This window comes from Curtobacterium sp. SGAir0471, assembly GCF_005490985.1.
GTDB lineage: Bacteria > Actinomycetota > Actinomycetes > Actinomycetales > Microbacteriaceae > Curtobacterium.
Window position 1 is genome coordinate 1,483,782 of record NZ_CP027869.1, and the last position, 15,762, is coordinate 1,499,543.

A 15,762-nucleotide genomic window follows, 5' to 3' on the forward strand; every position below is an offset into this window, starting at 1 on the left:
CGACGGTGCGCTGCGAGCGCGTCTGGATCCGGGTGGGGCATGATCGACCGGTGTCCTCCCTGAACCCGACCACGGTCTACCGTGCCGCCCGCGACGAGCTGCTCGCCGTCCTCGACGAGCCCGATGCCGCACGCGCCGAGGCCGCTCGACGGGCCTTCCGCTGGCCGGACCTGGGCGGGACGTTCAACTGGGCGACGGACTGGTTCGACGTCGTCGCCCGCGGGAACGACCGCGTGGCGCTCTGGATCGTCGACGAGGACGGCGGATCCCGCACGACCTACGCCGAGATGGCCGCCCGGTCGGACCGGCTCGCCGTGCACCTGGACCGGCTGGGCGTCCGGAAGGGGGACCACGTGCTCCTCATGCTCGGCAACCAGCTCGAGCTCTGGGAGACGATGCTCGCGGTGATGAAGCTCGGCGCGGTGATCCTGCCGACGTCGACCATGCTCGACACCGCCGACCTGCAGGACCGCATCGACCGCGGCGGTGTGGCGCACGTGGTGACGAACCAGGGCGAGACGCCGAAGTTCGACGGCGTCACCGGTGCCCCCTCGCGCATCGTCGTCGGGGGAGCGGTGACGGGGTGGACGACCTACCCGGACGACCTCGGCGACCCCGCACCGGCGGACGAGGTGCGGCCCGTCGTGACGACCAGCACCGACGACCCCTGCCTGGTGTACTTCACGTCGGGCACCACCTCGCGGCCGAAGATGGTCGTGCACACGCAGGCGTCCTACCCGGTCGGCCACCTGAGCACGATGCACTGGCTCGGACTGCGCCCCGGCGACGTGCACCTGGCGATCAGCTCGCCCGGCTGGGGCAAGCACGCCTGGAGCTGCTTCTTCGCGCCGTGGATCGCCGAGGCGACCGTCTTCGTGTACGACACCCCGCGGTTCGACCCCGCCGGGCTCCTCGCACAGCTCGACGAGGCCGGGGTCGACACCTTCTGCGCACCGCCGACCGCCTGGCGGATGCTGCTGCAGGCCGACCTCGGACCGAGGCCGCGTGCCCTGCGCGAGGTGGTGTCGGCCGGCGAGCCGCTGAACCCCGAGGTGATCGCCCGCGTGCAGGCGGCCTGGGGCCTGACGATCCGTGACGGCTACGGCCAGACCGAGACCACGGCGATCATCGGCAACGTGCCGGCCGCTGCCGTGACGCCCGGCGCGATGGGGCGCCCGCTGCCCGGCGTCGCCGTGACGCTGCTCGACCCGGTGACCGGCCGTGCCGGCGACGAGGGGGAGGTCTGCCTCGACCTGACCGAGCGACCGACGAACCTGATGGCCGGGTACCTCGGCGACCCGGAGCGCACTGCAGACGCGGTGCGGGACGGCTTCTTCCACACCGGCGACATCGCGAGCCGCGACGCCGACGGGCAGCTCACCTTCATCGGCCGGACCGACGACGTGTTCAAGTCGTCCGACTACAAGGTGTCGCCGTTCGAGGTCGAGAGCGCCCTCCTCCAGCACGCCGCCGTCGCCGAGAGCGCCGTCGTCCCCGCACCGGACGATGCCCGACTGAACGTGGTCAAGGCGTACGTCACGCTCGCCGCCGGGTGGGAGCCGTCCGCCGAGACCGCCCGCGCGGTGCTCGAGCACGCGCGGGTCGCGCTCCCGGCGTACGCCCGGGTCCGCCGGGTCGAGTTCGGGCAGCTGCCGAAGACGATCTCGGGCAAGATCCGCCGGGTCGAGCTCCGCGAGCGCGAGGAGGCCGCGGCATCGGCCGGCACGCCGGTCGAGGGGGAGTGGCGGGACGATCAGTTCCCGGAGCTCCGGTCGGTCGGCCGCGCTCAGGCGACGCGGAAGAAGTCGCCGTAGGTCGGCTCGGGCGGGACCGCACCGTGCGTGCGGTGGTGCACGAGGGCGTCGATCTCGTCGGGGTGCCGCAGCCCGCGGCGGTGCCACTCGTGCGGGTGGCGCTGGAGCTCGCGGAGTTCGGTGGCGGTGCGCATCGTGCTCACGCCCCGAGGGTGACGACGGTGACGGCGGCGGTGGCGACGGTCACGGCGACGATGCCGAGGCCCGTGGCGACGGTGGCGAGGAGCCGTCCACGGGCGGCCTCCCGGACCTCGGAGAACTGCGAGTGCGTCGCGTCGATGGTGCTCATGGCCGGCCCTTCCCGTGCGGTTGATCGTCGCCGATCGGTGACTGGGTCCAGCTTGCTCCGGTTTCTCTAGTTTGTCTAACTACCGACTTGGATGCGTACGCATATCGGCCATCGCACCGGGCTGATCAGCGCTGCTGACCCCGGCACCGGGGCGGTCGGCGCCGTCCGCCTCGTCGGCAGGGGAGTCGGCGCCCATCGCGTCGATCACCTCGGCGAAGAACGTCTGCATCTCGGCCACGGTCTGCGGTGACAGTCGGTCCGCCGCAGCGATCATGCGAGCGTGGACGTCGGTGAGCTCGGACCGGACCTCGTCGTCGCTGTGCACCGTCGCGACGAGGATCGCTCCGCGTCCGTCGGTCGGGTCCGCACGGCGCTCCGCATGGCCGCTGGCCACCAGTCGCTTCACGACGGCGGTGGTCGACGCCGACGTGATGCCGAGGTGAGCGGTCAGGTCGCCCGGGCGCACCGTGCGCCCCTGTTCGGCCGCCCGCAGCAGGAAGCGGACGGCCTCCATGTCGGTCGCGTTCATGCCCATCGAGCGGCGCTTGCGCTCGCGCATCGCCACCTCGGCAGCCCGGTAGCGGCGCATCGTCGTGAGCAGCTCGACACCGGTCCTGGCGGGCCGGTCCGGGTACCAGTACCCGGACGCCCCGTGCGTGCCGTCCTCGGTCATCGCAGCCTCCTCACGTCGTCGGATCGACAGTACCGAGCCGTGGCGGCGGGCTGGGGGACAACGGGGTACGGGACGGACGGGAGGCGCGGGGCGGACCCGCCACGGGCCTCCCGTCCGTCGTCGGGTGCCCCGTTCGCGGGGCCGGTCGGGCGCGCAGGCGCGCCTCGGCTCGAACGCGCAGGCGAGCGGCGGGAGACGGCGGCCGATCCGTGACCCGAACACAGACCGGCCGCCCGTGCCGTGGTGCCTGACCCGCACCACGACGGTTCGATTGAACACGATCCTGCTGGGAGCGCAAGCCCACAGCCGCTCCGCGCAGCGCGCGCAGCCGACGTCCAGGTGCCGCGATCGCGGTGGCACGCCCGGAGGCCCGCATCCGGTCCGCAGGCAGCCCGGAGCCGTAGGCTCCGTGAGGAGAACTCGTCACGGGAGACGGAAGGCCGGCATGACCAGCACCACCACCAGCAGCCACCCCGCACCCGGCGCCGCCGACGGTGCCAGGACGACCCAGGCCACCGCCTCGGTCGCCGCGATCCTCGCCGAGTCCGCCGCGCGGTTCCCGGACGACGTCGCGGTCGTGGTGGGCGACCAGCGGACCACCTACGCCGAGCTGTGGCAGCAGACCCTCGCGTACGCCGGCGGGCTGCGGGCGCGCGGCGTCCGCGAAGGGGACCGGGTCGCGATGCTCGTGCCGAACGTGGCCGACTTCGCGCGCGTCTACTACGCGGTCCTCGCGCTCGGCGCCGTGGTCGTCCCCGTGCACGCCCTGCTGAAGCGCGGCGAGATCGAGTTCGTGCTCCGTGACAGCGATGCGCGGCTGCTGGTCTGCGCCGCACCGCTGCTCGGTGAGGGCGCGGCCGGGGCGGAGCGCGCCGACGTCGACGTCCTCAGCGTGCTCGCCCCCGCAGACGCCGAGGGTGCCCGGGACCGGCTGGAGACGGTCGCGGCGGCGAGCGAGCCGCTCGACACCTACGTGCCCCGCCACCCGTTCGACACCGCCACGATCCTGTACACGAGCGGCACGACCGGGAAGCCGAAGGGTGCCGAGGGATCGCACTTCGCCCTGCTCGAGCAGGTCAACACGTGCCTGCTGACCACGTTCGACATGCGCCGGGGCGACGTGCTGCTCGGCGCGCTGCCGCTCTTCCACACCTTCGGGCAGACCTGCACCATGAACACCGGCTTCCGCGCAGGGGCGACCATCGTCATGCTGCCGAAGTTCGACGGCGACGCCGCCCTCGCGGCCATGGTCGAGCACGACACGGCGATCTTCATGGGCGTCCCGACGATGTACATCGCGCTGCTCGACGCCGCGACGCGGACGGACGCCCGGCCGCACCTCCGCTACGCGATCTCCGGCGGTGCGTCGCTGCCGCTCGCCGTGCTCGAGCGGTTCCAGCAGGTCTTCGACGCGCCGGTGCACGAGGGGTACGGCCTGACCGAGACCTCGCCCGTGGCGTCGTTCAACCACGTCGGCTCCACCCCGCGACCGGGCACCATCGGCACGCCGATCTGGGGCGTCGACATCGAGATCGCCGACCCCGAGGTCGCCGACCGCACCGTGCTGCTGCCGCGCGGCGAGATCGGCGAGCTGGTGATCCGCGGGCACAACCTGATGAACGGGTACCTGAACCGACCGGAGGCCACCGCCGAGGCGATCGTCGACGGGTGGTTCCGCACCGGCGACCTCGGCACGAAGGACGACGACGGCTACCTGACGATCGTCGACCGCACGAAGGACATGATCATCCGGAACGGCTACAACGTGTACCCGCGGCAGGTCGAGGAGGTCCTCGCCGCGCACCCGGACGTCACGATGGCCGCCGTCTTCGGGGTCCCGCACGAGGTGCACGGGCAGGAGGTCGCCGCGGCCGTCGTGCTCCGCCAGGGCGCCGAGGTGACCCCGGACGAGCTCGTGCGGTTCGTCGCGGACGAGATCGCGGTGTACAAGTACCCGCGGGTCGTGCACGTCGTGGATGCGCTGCCGCTCGGGCCGAGCGGGAAGGTGCTGAAGCGGGAGCTCGTCGAGCGGTTCGGCTGAGGGATCCGCGCGACGGCCGACGGTCCGGACGGCGCCGGTGAGCGTCTAGGATCGACGGCGGGGGCCTTTAGCTCAGCTGGTAGAGCGCCACGTTTACACCGTGGATGTCGTCGGTTCGATCCCGGCAGGGCCCACGCACTCCCGCTCGCCCGGACGACGATCCGCGTGATCTGGACCCAGCGGGTGCTCGGTGTCACGCCGATGCAGTACGTGCAGCAGCACCGGATGGAACGCGTCCGCGCGGACCTCCTCGAAGCCGACCCGGCGACGACGACCGTCGCCCAGGTCGCTCGACGATGGGGTACCTGCACGTCGGCAGGTTCTCGGGCGCGTACCGCGCACGCTTCGACGAGTTCCCGAGGGACACGCTCCACCGGTGAGCGGTCGGCGATCCTCAGCGCCGCGCGCGCAGCGTCTCGCTCGGCAGCTCGCCGAACCGCTTCGCGTACGCGGACGAGAACCGCCCGGCGTGCGCGAAGCCCCACCGCCGGGCGACCCCGGCGACCGTGGTCTCGCCGACCGAGTGGTACCGGAGCTCGGTCCGCACCCGGTCGAACCGGATCCCGCGGAGCATCGCGTTCGGTGACATCCCGACCTGGCGCTGGAAGCCCTGCTGCAGCCCGCGCACACTCAGCCCGACGTGTTCGGCGACGTCGGTGGTGGTGATCGGGGTGTCGGCGTTGGCGTGCATGTACTCGATCGCCTGCTGCACCCGCCCCCGGGCTCCGACCGGAACCGGTGCGGCCGGCGCGAGCGTCGCGTGCGGGAACGTCCGGAGCATCGCGACCGCGGTCCGCCTGGTGGCCTCGGCCATCGCGAGCGGGGTCAACGGGGTGCTGCCGAGCACGACCTGGGCGGTCTCCCGCAGTTCGGCGTTCCACGCTCGGACGTCCTGACGACGGGGGAGCGCGGCGTGGTCGAACACCAGCGGCGCCGGTTCCGTCCCGTGCAGCTCGGCCGCGGTGCGCTCGAGGGTCCGGCGGTCGAACTGCACCACGTTCTGCCGGACGTCGGCGAGGTCGAAGCGGTACGGGCGCTCGCTCGGGAACACCACCGGGCGCCCGGGGGCGAGCGCCACCTCGTCGCGGTCGATGTCCAGGAAGCCGCCGCCGTCGCTGACCCACGTCACGAAGTAGTGGCTCGTCGCGTCGACCTCGCCGGCCATCCGACCGTCGAAGCGCTTCGCGTCCAGCGACAGGGTGTCGTCACCGACGGACCGGAACCGGTAGCCGAAGTCCCGCTCCGTGCGCTCGGGGAGGAACCCGGACGCGCCGTACGCCGACTCGAACATCGCCCGCGCCGCGTCGAGGTCGTCACCGGAGGCTTCGACGACGTGACGGACGTCGGGCTCAGCGGTGCTCATGACCCGATGCTGTCACGTCCGCCTGGGTACCGCGCGCGCGTCGTGGTCAGGAGAGCGTCTCGAGCGGGTTCCGCGCGAGCTTCCCGACGACACCGCCGTCGACCAGGCGTCGCGCCGCGGTGTCGGGCTTCCGTGCGGCCTGGTCGACGACGCACGCGCCGAACTCGGCGGCGAGCGAGCCACGGGGGTGCACCGCCAGCACCTCGCGCAGGAACGGCTCCGGCAGCAGGTCGGCCCCAGCTCCCGAGATGTCGAGCCCGGTCGCCCGTTCGAGCAGGTGCCCCTCGAGGTCGAGGCCCACGTCGACACTCGGCCAGTTGTGGCGGACGATGACGTCGAGCACACGCTGCTGCCGCTCCACCGCCCACCCGGCGCCGGTCGTCAGCGCGACGGCGACGTGCCCTCCGGCGTGTTCGTAGGACACCGTGTGTGCGTCGAACTCGGTGGCGGTGCCGATGTCGTGCAGGAGTGCGGCGACCCAGAGCAGCTCGTGGTCGACGCCGGTCAGCCCGTCGAGCGCCGCGAAGCCGGTCGCCCAGTACCAGGACCGGACCGCGTGCGCGGTGATCGCGGGCGACTGGTAGCGCTCGGCGAGCGAGACGGCCGCGCGGGCGGCAGCGGTGTCCGGAGCGGGGAAGTCCTCGATGTGCACACCGGATCATGGCACGTGCACAGCGGCGTCACGTCGCCGACCCGGCCGCGCGTCGCCGACCCGGCCACAGGGCGGACGGGAGGCTCGTCGCCGGCCCGCCACGCGCCTCCCGTCCGGCACCTGCGTCCGTCGACGACGACGGGCCGGTCCCGCGGTGCGCCCGCGGAGACCGCTCACGGGTCCGGCTGGGCCGCGTCGGCCGGCCGTGGGGGCTCGTCGCCGTCGTCGACGGACGTCACCGGGTCCTCGACGAGGTGGACGGTCACGCTGACCAGGTCCGCCGTCGTGGTCGTGCCGCCGTCGAGCAGGTCGCGGACGCGCTCGCCGACCGCGCGGAGCGTGTCCGCGGCGGGTCGGTCGCCGTCGACGCTGATGCCCGTGACGACGTGCACCCGGCCGCCGTGCCGGTCGACGTCGACCAGGACGTCCGGGTCGTGCAGGCGGAGCGGCGCGGGTGTCACCGCGTCGACGACGGTCTCGGCGACGGCCGCGACGGGACGCGGCGGGTAGACGCCGGTGACGCCGGGGACGTGACGGATGCCGTCGGTCAGCGTGCGGGAGATCGCCTCGTCGTCCATGTCGTGGTCCTCGCTCCCGTGGTGGTCTCGGCTGCTGGTCTCGTCGGTGGTCCGGCGGATGGTGGTCGGCGGATGGTGGTCGGTGGTCGGTGGTCGGTGGTCGGTGGTCGGTGGTCGGTGGTCGCTGGTCGGTGGTCGGTCGTCGGCGGCTGGTGGTCGGGCGGATCGCGCTCAGGGCAGGTAGACGTCGTCGAAGTGGACGTCGACGGCCTCGACGCGCAGCTCGGTGTGTCGCTCGACGGCCTCGGCGACGGTCCGGCGGAGCCGCTCGGCGGTCTCGAGTGCCGATCCGCCGTAGACGAGGCCCGCGGTGACGTCGATGCTGACCGCGGCCCCCGGCTGCTCCACGTCGCCGCGGAGCACGCACCTGCCCATGACGACACCGCCCATCGTGTCCCCGGCGCGGCGGACGAGCCCGCGGACGGCCGCCTCGGTGACCGCCAGGCGGAGGCGCGGGTCGGGGTGGGCGACCGGGACGTCGCGGCCGGGCCGGAGCTCTGCCCGGATCGCCTCGAGCAGTCGGTCGACCCATGCGGTCTCCCGGTCGGGCTCGGCGTCGGCACGCTGTTCGAGGGCGCCGAGGGACAGCTCGCGGAGGCGCTGCATGTTCGTCATCGCCAGACGGCAGGCGGCGGAGCCCTCGATGGACGGGTCGACGGGGGTGCGACCGCGGTCGAGGTAGTCCGCGAGCTCCTCGATCGTGTGGCCGTCGAGGTCGTCCTCGGGCAGGGGGAGGTCGTCGGTCGTCATCGCCATCCCTCCATCTCCGCGGAGAGGAACCGTCGTGCCCGGGCGAGCAGACCCCGGACGGTCGAGGTCGGGAGCTCGAGTTCCTCGGCGATCTGCTGGTAGCTGTAGCCGGCGGTCTCGCGGAGGAGCCAGCACCGCCGCTGGTCGACCGGCATCCGGTCCAGCGCCGCCCACATCGCGTCGAGCTGCATCCGCGTCTCGACGGTACGCTCCGGCGCCTGCGACGGATCGGCCGCCCCGTCGAGGTCGTCCAGGTCGTCGTGGTGTCGTCGTCGTCGGAGCCGGTCGAGGGCGCGACGCGTGACGATCTGCATCATCCAGGGGCGGAAGCGCTCGGCGTCCTCGAGGTCGGCGAGCTTGCGCCAGCCGGTCAGGAAGGCCTCCTGCACGACGTCGTCGGACTCGACGTTCGAGCCGAGGACCTGCTCCGCGTACACGCGCATCAGCGGTCCGTGGCGTCGGGCGAGTACCTCGAACGCCAGGACGTCGCCGTCGGCCGCGCGGGCGACGAGCGTCGCGTCGGACGCGTGCTGCAGCGAGGTGCCGTCGCTCATCCCCGCCTTCCGTCCGACCCGGGCCGGTCGCTCGACCGGTCCCCTCCGAGCATGCACCGCCCGCACACGGCGCGCCCGAGTGCCGTCCGGTCGGTCAGTTCGTGACACATCGGGCCCTGGCGTCGTCCCACTGGTGAGATGCACGACGACACCACGGCGACGCCCCTGCCCGAGACCGACCCCCCGACGGTACCGGAGGAGCTCGACGACCCTGCGCCGCAGTCGCCGACCGTCGGCCCGGACCGTCCCGCGCGCGACCTCTGCATGAGCGTCTTCGACCGGTGGCGGTGCGGGTTGGAGGACGGCCACCGGGGGCTCCACACCGCGGTCGAGGTGGGCGCCACCACGTCCTGGAACGACGCCGTGTCCGGACGGATGCTCCGGGACCTCTGAACGGTGCTCGGCACGACGGTCACTCAGCGCTGAAGAAGTCGCGGTAGGCGGGATCGGCCGGGACGTTCTCGAGCAGCCGGGTGTGCACGAGTGAGGCGATCTCGTCCGGGTGGCGCAGCCCGCGCTGGTGCCACTCCCGGGGTTCGTCGTGCAGGTCGGAGAGTCTCGGTCGCACTCGTCGCACCTCTCCGTCGTCCGCGTCGGCCGTCCACGCTCGGTCTGCGAGCACGGGGTGCCGCCCGGTCGGACGACCCCGCCCACACTGCACGCGCCCGGGAGCGCCCGGCGGGTCCGGTCGCCTTCCGGACGCGGACCGGCCGGTCATCCGGTTTGCGCGCGGCCCTGCCTGCTGAGCGAGCGGTCCGGTCCGCTGAGCACGCGCGACCGGGGTCTTCCGCCCGGCCGCGGCGGTCTGCGATCATCGTGCCGGAGCGGACGCCGGGGTCCGCGTGACCCGAAGGAGCGACCGTGTCCGTCCACCTCAACCCCTACATCGGCTTCCGCGACCAGGCCCGCGAGGCGCTCGGCTTCTGGCACGAGGTGCTCGGCGGCGAACTGAAGACCATGACCTTCGCCGAGGGCGGCATGGTCCGGGACCCGGCCGACGCCGAGAAGATCATGCACGGCCAGATCGAGACCCCCGGGGGCCTGCTGCTCATGGCGTCGGACTCGCCGGCGAGCATGCCGACACCGACCGAGAGCAACGTGTCCGTGTCGCTCAGCGGCGACGACGAGGACCTGCTCACGGGCTACTGGGAGGGACTGGCCGACGGGGCGACGGTCATCGAGCCGCTGACGAAGGCGCCCTGGGGCGACACCTTCGGCATGCTGACGGACCGCTTCGGCGTCACCTGGCTCGTGAACATCAGCGGCGCGGCGGCCTGACCCGGGCTGGCCGCCGGCGGTGGGGGACGCCGGCGTCAGCGCGGCACGCCCTCGTCCCCGCGAGACGCAGCCGGATGCGGCGGCGTCTCGCGGACGGGACGGCGTCTCGGCCGGCTCACGGCGCCCGGCGCGAGCACGCACGGACGGGAGGCGCGGTGCCAGCTGGCACCGCGCCTCCCGTCCGTCGATCAGTGCTGACGCTCGATCAGTGCTGACCGGTGATCAGCGCTGTCCGTCGATCAGCGCTGACCGTTGATCTGGCCGAGCCAGCGGCCGAACGACTGCTCCTGCTGGTCGTCGTGCAGGGCGCGCAGGGTGCTGGTGGGCAGGCAGCGACGCTCGGTGTCGACGCTGTTCCCCTTGTGGAGGTCGAGGGTCATGATGTGCTCCTTCGCGTGGTGTGTGGATGGTTCGACACCGCCGGTGGCACGGGCATTCCCGCTCGGGGGAGCGGACTGTCCGGTTCGCGAGCCGGTGGGTGATGACAGCGGGGTCAGGGCGTGACCATGCCTCCGTTGACGTTGAGCGTCTCGCCGACGACGTAGCTCGACTCCTGCGAGGCGAGGAACACGTACGCGGGCGCCTGTTCCGCCGGCTGCGCGGCACGACCCATGGGCGACTCGCTGCTGCCGAACTCGGGCAGCGACTCGGGGTCGACCCCGCCGCTCGGCTGCAGGACGCTCCAGGTCGGACCCGGCGCGACGACGTTGACACGGATCCCGCGCTCGACGAGCAGCTGTGACAGCCCCTTCGAGAAGTTGTTGATCGCGCCCTTCGAGGCCGCGTAGTCCAGGCGGTCCGGGGCCGGCTTGTACGCCTCCATCGACGCGGTCGTGGTGATCGTCGACCCCGGCTGCAGGTGGGGCAGGGCGGCCTTCACGAGACGGAACAGCCCGAAGACGTTGACGTCGAACGTCGCCTCGAACTGGTCGTCGGTGATGTCGAGCAGGTCCGGCTGCCACCGCTGCTTGCCGGCGACGCTGACGAGCGCGTCGATCCCGCCGAGCTCGGCGACGGCCCGCTCGACGAGCTGCCCCGCGTACGCCTTGTCGCGGAGGTCACCGGGGACCGCGACGGCCTTCCGACCGGCGGCCTCGACCTGCTCGATCACGTGGTCGGCGTCCGACTGCTCCTCGGGCAGGTACGCCAGGACGACGTCGGCGCCCTCGCGGGCGAAGGCTATCGCGACGGCGGCCCCGATGCCGGAGTCGGCACCGGTGATCACCGCCTTGCGGCCCTCGAGTCGCCCGCTGCCGCGGTAGCTCGACTCGCCCAGGTCGGGGACGGGGGACATCTGCGACTGGAGGCCCGGCTCCTCCTGGGTCTGGGGCTCGGGGGAGACGTCGGGGTACCGGCTGCGCGGGTCGCCGAACGCGTACTGGTCGGCGGGAGCTGCCTGGTCGGACGAGGTGCTCATCGGGTTGCCTCCAGCTCGACCTTGATCCAGCCGGGCTCGCGCCGGTCGAAGGCCTCGTACGCGGCGATGGCGTCGCCGATCGGCTCGTGCTCGGTGATGAGTGCGGTCGGGTCGAACTGACCCGACGCGACCAGGTCGATGAGCGGCGGCGTGACCGAGTGGTGGTCGCAGTTGCCCATGCGGATCGTCAGGTTCTTGTTCATCGCCTGACCGATCGGGTAGCGCTCGGCGGTGGGGCCGTAGACGCCGATGATGCCGATGCGGCCGTACTTCGCGACCGACGCGACCGCCCACTGCGCGACCTGCGACGGGCCGTCGCCGGGCTTCCACTGCTCGAGGTCGCCGAAGCCGTCCGGCGAGGCGTCGGGCGCGACCTGCTGGACCTCGGCGTCGAACGCTGCGGCGTCCTCGTCGGACACCGCCGCAGGGCCGCGCTTCGGGCGCTCGGCGTCCACACCGACGGCGTCGATCACGGCGTCCGCGCCGATGCCGTTCGTCAGGTCCTTGATCGCCTGCACGGGGTCCTCGCGGTTGTAGTCGACGACCTCGCAGTGCTGCGCGAGCGCGGCGGCGAGTCGGGTCTCGTCGCCGTCGACGACGATCACGCGTGCCGCGCCGAGCTTGTACGCCGACGCGGCGGCGAACTGCCCGACGATGCCGGCACCGAACACCACGACGACGTCGCCGCGGGTGACGCCGGCGAGCTCGGCGCCGAACCAGCCGGTGGGGAAGATGTCGGAGAGCAGGATCGCCTGCTCGTCGCTGACGTTCTCGGGCAGCGGGTGCATGGTGTTGCGGGCGTACGGCACCCGGACGTACTCGGCCTGCAGGCCGTTCACCGGACCGGTCGACTGCGGGCCGCCGAAGAAGCTCGTGCCGGCGTCGGGTCCGTTCGGGTTCGCGACGTCGCACTGGGCGGTCTTGCCCATCCGGCAGTACCGGCACGCGCCGCACGAGATCGTGGAGTTGATGACGACGCGGTCACCGGCGCTGAACCCGCGGACGGCGTCGCCGACCTCGGTGACGACGCCGACGGCCTCGTGCCCGAGGATCGTGCCTTCCTCCATCGGCGCCATGGTGCCGCGGACGAAGTGCAGGTCGGTGCCGCAGATCGCACTGCGGGTGATCCGGACGATCGCGTCCTCCGGGTGCTGGATGGTGGGCTCCGGGACCTCGTCGAGACGGATGTCCCCGATGCCGTGCCAGACCACTGCGCGCATGTCGCTCTCGCTTCCTGTCGTGGGGTGTTCGGGGGACACACAACCCGGGACGGCCTGGACGGAAGCGGAGCGGCGTCCGATCAGCGCACGGGAACGGGGGACACACAGCGCTGCGTGGACACCCAGGCCGGACGCGTTCGCTGGCGCCCATGAGCGACGACCAGCACGACGAGAAGCAGACCCGTGACGACTTCGCCGGTGCGGTGAACATGACCGCGTCCGAACTGAAGAAGTGGCTCGAGACGGACGAGTCGAAGGAGGTCGGGCAGAAGTCCGACGGCGGCGGCGAGTCGACCGGGCACGAGAGCGGGCGGCACATCGTCCGCATCCTCGAGAAGAAGCAGGGCGACTACACCGACGACGACTACGCGCACATGCGCAAGGTGGTCGGCTACGTGGCACGCCACTCGAAGCAGGAGCCGAAGGGCGACTCGCACGACTCGAAGTGGCGGTACTCGCTCATGAACTGGGGCCACGACCCGGAGAAGTAGACCGTCCGACGGCATCGGGCAGAATGGGGTCGTGGACGACTCCGGCATGCCCCGCTTCCGCCGCATCTGGTCGACGATCCAGGTCGGCGTGCTCGCCGCTGCCGTGGTGTTCTGCGTCGTGATGCTCGTGATCGGGCAGGGGAAGCTCGACCGCGTCTACGCGGTCGCCGCCGTGTTCTTCGGCCTGGCGCTGGTCGGCCACGCGACGTACCTCTGGCTGCTGGCTCGCGCCCGGCGCTGAGCGGCGGACGGACGGGAGGCGCGTGGCGGGTCCGCCACGCGCCTCCTGGCCGTCGTCAGGACTGCTGCCAGACGCGCACCCAGTCGACCAGCATCTGCTGCGGGAACCGCGTGGTCGCGTCCGGCGACCCCGGCCACGTGCCGCCGACCGCGACGTTGAGCAGCACGAAGAACGGCTTGTCGAACACCCACGGCGACGACCCGACGTCGGCGCGGGTGACGGTGCGCTGCGCGACCCCGTCGACCGTCCAGGTGACGGACCCGGGCCGCCAGTCCACGCCGAACACGTGGAATGCGTCCGCCCAGGCCGCGCCGCCCGGGAGCGTCGCCGCGGCGGACAGCCCGTTCGCCCCGGAGTAGCCGGGGCCGTGCACCGTGCCGTGGACGGTGCCGGGCTCGTACCCGACGTTCTCCATCACGTCGATCTCGCCGCAGGCGGGCTAGCCGACCTGCCCGATGTCCGCGCCGAGCATCCAGAACGCGGGCCAGATGCCCTGCCCGCGCGGGATGCGGATGCGGGCCTCGATCCGGCCGTACTGCGCCGTGAAGGTGCCCTCGGTCTTCAGCCGGGCAGAGGTGTACGAGCCGTCGGCCTCCCGTCGCGCGGTGATGACGAGGTTGCCGGCGCCGTCCAGCGCGCTGTTGCGGCGCGAGTCGGTGTAGGTCTGCAGTTCGGCGTTCCCCCACCCGCCGGCACCGGTGTCGAACCGCCAGATGCCGGGATTGGGGGCGGTGCCGGCTGCGCCGTCGAACTCGTCGGCGGCGAGCAGCACGTCGCCCGAGGTCGTCGTGGTCGCTGCCTCGGCGTGCCCGTCGGCAGTCAGCGCCGCGGTGGCGGTGGCCGTCGCGACGGCCGCGCCGCCCAGGCCGAGCGTCAGGAAGCGTCGCCGGTCGACGACGTGGTCGGTGTCGGTCGGCTGGTGGTCGTGCGGCATGTCGTGGTCCCTGTCCTCGCGCCCGTCGACGGACGGGACGCACGATCATCACCCGTGATCGGGCCGACGACCAGTCCGCACTTCGAGGGACAACTGCGCGGGGCGAGTCGTCAGGGGCGGTAGCCGACGCAGAGCACGGTGACGTCGTCGGGGTGGTCGCCAGCGTGGGCGAGCTCGGCGATGCCATCGACCAGCTGCTGCGGGTGGTCGCGCTCGGCGACCCACGCCTCGAACCGCTCGAGCGAGTCGAGGTCGCCGCCGAACAGGTCCAGCACGCCGTCGCTCACCGTGACGATGACGTCGCCCGACTCGAGGAAGGTGTCCTCGGCGGTCCATGCCGTGCCGACACCGATCGGCAGGTGGCCGGAGCGCAGGGCGCGGACCGTGCCGTCGGCGCTCCGGAGCACGGTCAGGCCGTGCCCGGCGTCGACCCACCGGGCGTGGCCGTCGCGGTCCACCCGGACGTGGAAGCACGTGGTGAACTGCCCGCTCGTCAGGTCGGACGTGCCGGTGGCGAGCCCGGTCGCGGCGCGGCGGACGGCGACCGCAGGGTCGTCCTCGTCGACCGAGCTGCGGACGAGCGAGCGGACGGCCGCGGCGATCATGCCGGCACCGACTCCCTTGCCCATGACGTCGCCGAGCGTGAACGCGGCTCCACCGGGCGTCGGGAACCAGTCGTAGAAGTCACCGCCGACGGTGCGGGCCGGGATGCAGACGCCCACGGCGCGGAGCTCCTCGGGCAGGCCGGCGGTGGTGGTCGGCAGGAGGGACTGCTGCACGAGGGCCGCCCGGTCGATCTCGCCCTCGGCCACGCGACGGCGACGCTGCACCGCGGCGAGCTGCAGGCCGGCCTGGCGGGCGAGCTCGTTCGTGACGGCCGCCGTGGCGCCGAACACGAACACCACGATGAACAGCCGCACGAGCTCACTCGGTCGGGGTTCCGTCGGCGAGATGGCGTACGAGAGCAGCAGCGTGCCGGTCGTCCCGAGCACCGGCCACACCACGTGCCGTCTGCCCGGGTTCGCGGCGACCCAGACCACGGGCAGCACCACGATCGCGGTGAAGACCGAGGCGGCATCGCCGGTCCCGTACCGCAGGAACCCGACGGCGAAGAAGTCGACCGCGGGCACGAGCAGCTCGACCCGCATCGCCCACGACCACCGTGCGGCGACCGCGGCGAACACCAGGCCCGCGAGCGCGATCGCGACGCCGCTCCACATCACCGGCGCGTCGGTGACGTCGAGCCAGGGCGAGAACGTGCTCCCGACCGCGGCCCCGACGATCAGCGCGGCGATGATGGTCTGCTTCGCGAGCGGTGCCCAGGACGTGCGGAGGCCGGCGAGCACGATCGGACCGGTGTCGTCGCGCACGCTGGTCGTCCACGTCGCCGCCGACGACGGGCGGTCAGCGGTGCTCGTCACGCCGTCGAGTCAACCCCGGCGGGGGCGGACAGGCAACCTGTGGACC

At 72.7% G+C, this 15,762-nt stretch carries 19 protein-coding genes, 1 tRNA gene and 1 pseudogene; 7 read left to right on the forward strand and 14 right to left on the reverse strand.

What is annotated here, in order from left to right:
* Nucleotides 1–50 precede the first annotated feature (50 nt).
* Nucleotides 51–1,814 carry an AMP-binding protein gene (locus C1N91_RS06790; protein ID WP_394587424.1) on the forward strand — a complete coding sequence of 588 codons (1,764 nt, stop codon included), beginning with the start codon at nt 51–53 and terminating at the stop codon, nt 1,812–1,814.
* Here C1N91_RS06790 and C1N91_RS16660 read toward each other — a convergent pair.
* The 3 genes from C1N91_RS16660 to C1N91_RS06795 form a co-directional block, all read right to left on the reverse strand.
* Complete coding sequence (locus C1N91_RS16660) at nt 1,787–1,957, reverse strand: hypothetical protein (RefSeq protein WP_175415939.1); 171 nt, start codon at nt 1,955–1,957, stop codon at nt 1,787–1,789. The two genes, C1N91_RS06790 and C1N91_RS16660, sit on opposite strands and share 28 nt — an antisense overlap.
* Nucleotides 1,954–2,103: a hypothetical protein gene (locus C1N91_RS16665; RefSeq protein WP_175415940.1), complete on the reverse strand. Its 150-nt coding sequence runs from the start codon at nt 2,101–2,103 to the stop codon at nt 1,954–1,956. The genes C1N91_RS16660 and C1N91_RS16665 overlap by 4 nt, the downstream gene beginning before the upstream one ends.
* Before the next feature lie 79 nt (nt 2,104–2,182).
* Nucleotides 2,183–2,776: a MarR family winged helix-turn-helix transcriptional regulator gene (locus tag C1N91_RS06795; protein WP_137767121.1), complete on the reverse strand. Its 594-nt coding sequence runs from the start codon at nt 2,774–2,776 to the stop codon at nt 2,183–2,185.
* 445 nt (nt 2,777–3,221) lie between these two features.
* Between C1N91_RS06795 and C1N91_RS06800 the strand changes: the two genes are divergently transcribed.
* Together C1N91_RS06800 and C1N91_RS06805 are read left to right on the forward strand one after the other, a co-directional pair.
* Entirely contained in the window at nt 3,222–4,817 is a 1,596-nt protein-coding gene (locus C1N91_RS06800) for a long-chain-fatty-acid--CoA ligase (RefSeq protein WP_137767122.1), read from the forward strand.
* Between the two features lie 61 nt (nt 4,818–4,878).
* Nucleotides 4,879–4,951 (forward strand) — tRNA-Val (locus C1N91_RS06805).
* 260 nt (nt 4,952–5,211) lie between these two features.
* On the opposite strand, the gene C1N91_RS06815 is transcribed toward C1N91_RS06805, so the two are convergent.
* The 5 genes from C1N91_RS06815 to C1N91_RS06835 form a co-directional block, all read right to left on the reverse strand.
* A complete protein-coding gene (locus C1N91_RS06815; protein ID WP_137767123.1) occupies nt 5,212–6,180 on the reverse strand; it encodes a helix-turn-helix transcriptional regulator in 969 nt (322 codons plus the stop codon).
* 46 nt (nt 6,181–6,226) lie between these two features.
* The gene (locus C1N91_RS06820; RefSeq protein ID WP_137767124.1) at nt 6,227–6,832 is read right to left on the reverse strand and encodes an HD domain-containing protein; all 606 of its coding nucleotides are present in this window, start codon (nt 6,830–6,832) and stop codon (nt 6,227–6,229) included.
* Between the two features lie 173 nt (nt 6,833–7,005).
* Nucleotides 7,006–7,410 (reverse strand): hypothetical protein, encoded by a 405-nt coding sequence (locus C1N91_RS06825; RefSeq protein ID WP_137767125.1) that lies wholly within the window; start codon nt 7,408–7,410, stop codon nt 7,006–7,008.
* Nucleotides 7,411–7,581: 171 nt separating this feature from the next.
* Entirely contained in the window at nt 7,582–8,160 is a 579-nt protein-coding gene (locus C1N91_RS06830; RefSeq protein WP_137767126.1) for an Asp23/Gls24 family envelope stress response protein, read from the reverse strand.
* On the reverse strand, nt 8,157–8,714 hold the full coding sequence (locus C1N91_RS06835) for an RNA polymerase sigma factor (RefSeq protein ID WP_137767127.1): 558 nt from the start codon (nt 8,712–8,714) through the stop codon (nt 8,157–8,159). The genes C1N91_RS06830 and C1N91_RS06835 overlap by 4 nt, the downstream gene beginning before the upstream one ends.
* Nucleotides 8,715–8,852: 138 nt before the next feature.
* On the opposite strand from C1N91_RS06835, the gene C1N91_RS06840 reads away from it, so the two are divergent.
* The gene (locus C1N91_RS06840) at nt 8,853–9,107 is read left to right on the forward strand and encodes a hypothetical protein (protein ID WP_137767128.1); all 255 of its coding nucleotides are present in this window, start codon (nt 8,853–8,855) and stop codon (nt 9,105–9,107) included.
* 19 nt (nt 9,108–9,126) lie between these two features.
* Here C1N91_RS06840 and C1N91_RS16670 read toward each other — a convergent pair whose 3' ends face one another.
* Nucleotides 9,127–9,282: a hypothetical protein gene (locus tag C1N91_RS16670; protein WP_175415941.1), complete on the reverse strand. Its 156-nt coding sequence runs from the start codon at nt 9,280–9,282 to the stop codon at nt 9,127–9,129.
* Between the two features lie 293 nt (nt 9,283–9,575).
* Here C1N91_RS16670 and C1N91_RS06845 point away from each other — a divergent pair, with 293 nt between their 5' ends.
* On the forward strand, nt 9,576–9,992 hold the full coding sequence (locus tag C1N91_RS06845; protein WP_137767129.1) for a VOC family protein: 417 nt from the start codon (nt 9,576–9,578) through the stop codon (nt 9,990–9,992).
* A gap of 239 nt (nt 9,993–10,231) precedes the next feature.
* Here C1N91_RS06845 and C1N91_RS16675 read toward each other — a convergent pair whose 3' ends face one another.
* From C1N91_RS16675 to C1N91_RS06855, 3 genes are all read right to left on the reverse strand, one after another.
* Nucleotides 10,232–10,372, reverse strand: a complete 141-nt coding sequence (locus C1N91_RS16675; protein ID WP_175415942.1) for a hypothetical protein — start codon at nt 10,370–10,372, stop codon at nt 10,232–10,234.
* Nucleotides 10,373–10,485: 113 nt separating this feature from the next.
* Entirely contained in the window at nt 10,486–11,409 is a 924-nt protein-coding gene (locus C1N91_RS06850; protein WP_137767130.1) for an SDR family oxidoreductase, read from the reverse strand.
* The gene (locus C1N91_RS06855) at nt 11,406–12,629 is read right to left on the reverse strand and encodes a zinc-dependent alcohol dehydrogenase (protein ID WP_137767131.1); all 1,224 of its coding nucleotides are present in this window, start codon (nt 12,627–12,629) and stop codon (nt 11,406–11,408) included. Before C1N91_RS06855 ends, C1N91_RS06850 begins: the two co-directional genes overlap by 4 nt.
* Before the next feature lie 149 nt (nt 12,630–12,778).
* Between C1N91_RS06855 and C1N91_RS06860 the strand changes: the two genes are divergently transcribed.
* Both C1N91_RS06860 and C1N91_RS06865 read left to right on the forward strand, forming a co-directional pair.
* Entirely contained in the window at nt 12,779–13,120 is a 342-nt protein-coding gene (locus C1N91_RS06860; RefSeq protein ID WP_137767132.1) for a DUF3140 domain-containing protein, read from the forward strand.
* Nucleotides 13,121–13,151: 31 nt separating this feature from the next.
* Nucleotides 13,152–13,361: a hypothetical protein gene (locus tag C1N91_RS06865; protein ID WP_058729470.1), complete on the forward strand. Its 210-nt coding sequence runs from the start codon at nt 13,152–13,154 to the stop codon at nt 13,359–13,361.
* A gap of 55 nt (nt 13,362–13,416) precedes the next feature.
* Here the strand turns inward: C1N91_RS06865 and C1N91_RS06870 are convergent.
* Both C1N91_RS06870 and C1N91_RS06875 read right to left on the reverse strand, forming a co-directional pair.
* A pseudogene (locus C1N91_RS06870) lies at nt 13,417–14,295 on the reverse strand (glycoside hydrolase family 16 protein).
* A gap of 110 nt (nt 14,296–14,405) precedes the next feature.
* Nucleotides 14,406–15,716, reverse strand: coding sequence for a PP2C family protein-serine/threonine phosphatase (locus C1N91_RS06875; protein WP_137767133.1), 1,311 nt, complete (start codon nt 15,714–15,716; stop codon nt 14,406–14,408).
* Nucleotides 15,717–15,762: the final 46 nt, after the last annotated feature.

What these genes read in the sequence shown, in the direction of transcription:
- C1N91_RS16665 (WP_175415940.1), bottom strand. Translation starts at nt 2,103, where the DNA reads ATGAGCACCATCGACGCGACGCACTCGCAGTTCTCCGAGGTCCGGGAG.
- C1N91_RS06795 (WP_137767121.1), bottom strand. Translation starts at nt 2,776, where the DNA reads ATGACCGAGGACGGCACGCACGGGGCGTCCGGGTACTGGTACCCGGAC.
- C1N91_RS06800 (WP_137767122.1), top strand. Translation starts at nt 3,222, where the DNA reads ATGACCAGCACCACCACCAGCAGCCACCCCGCACCCGGCGCCGCCGAC.
- C1N91_RS06815 (WP_137767123.1), bottom strand. Translation starts at nt 6,180, where the DNA reads ATGAGCACCGCTGAGCCCGACGTCCGTCACGTCGTCGAAGCCTCCGGT.
- C1N91_RS06825 (WP_137767125.1), bottom strand. Translation starts at nt 7,410, where the DNA reads ATGGACGACGAGGCGATCTCCCGCACGCTGACCGACGGCATCCGTCAC.
- C1N91_RS06830 (WP_137767126.1), bottom strand. Translation starts at nt 8,160, where the DNA reads ATGACGACCGACGACCTCCCCCTGCCCGAGGACGACCTCGACGGCCAC.
- C1N91_RS06835 (WP_137767127.1), bottom strand. Translation starts at nt 8,714, where the DNA reads ATGAGCGACGGCACCTCGCTGCAGCACGCGTCCGACGCGACGCTCGTC.
- C1N91_RS06840 (WP_137767128.1), top strand. Translation starts at nt 8,853, where the DNA reads ATGCACGACGACACCACGGCGACGCCCCTGCCCGAGACCGACCCCCCG.
- C1N91_RS16675 (WP_175415942.1), bottom strand. Translation starts at nt 10,372, where the DNA reads ATGACCCTCGACCTCCACAAGGGGAACAGCGTCGACACCGAGCGTCGC.
- C1N91_RS06850 (WP_137767130.1), bottom strand. Translation starts at nt 11,409, where the DNA reads ATGAGCACCTCGTCCGACCAGGCAGCTCCCGCCGACCAGTACGCGTTC.
- C1N91_RS06855 (WP_137767131.1), bottom strand. Translation starts at nt 12,629, where the DNA reads ATGCGCGCAGTGGTCTGGCACGGCATCGGGGACATCCGTCTCGACGAG.
- C1N91_RS06860 (WP_137767132.1), top strand. Translation starts at nt 12,779, where the DNA reads ATGAGCGACGACCAGCACGACGAGAAGCAGACCCGTGACGACTTCGCC.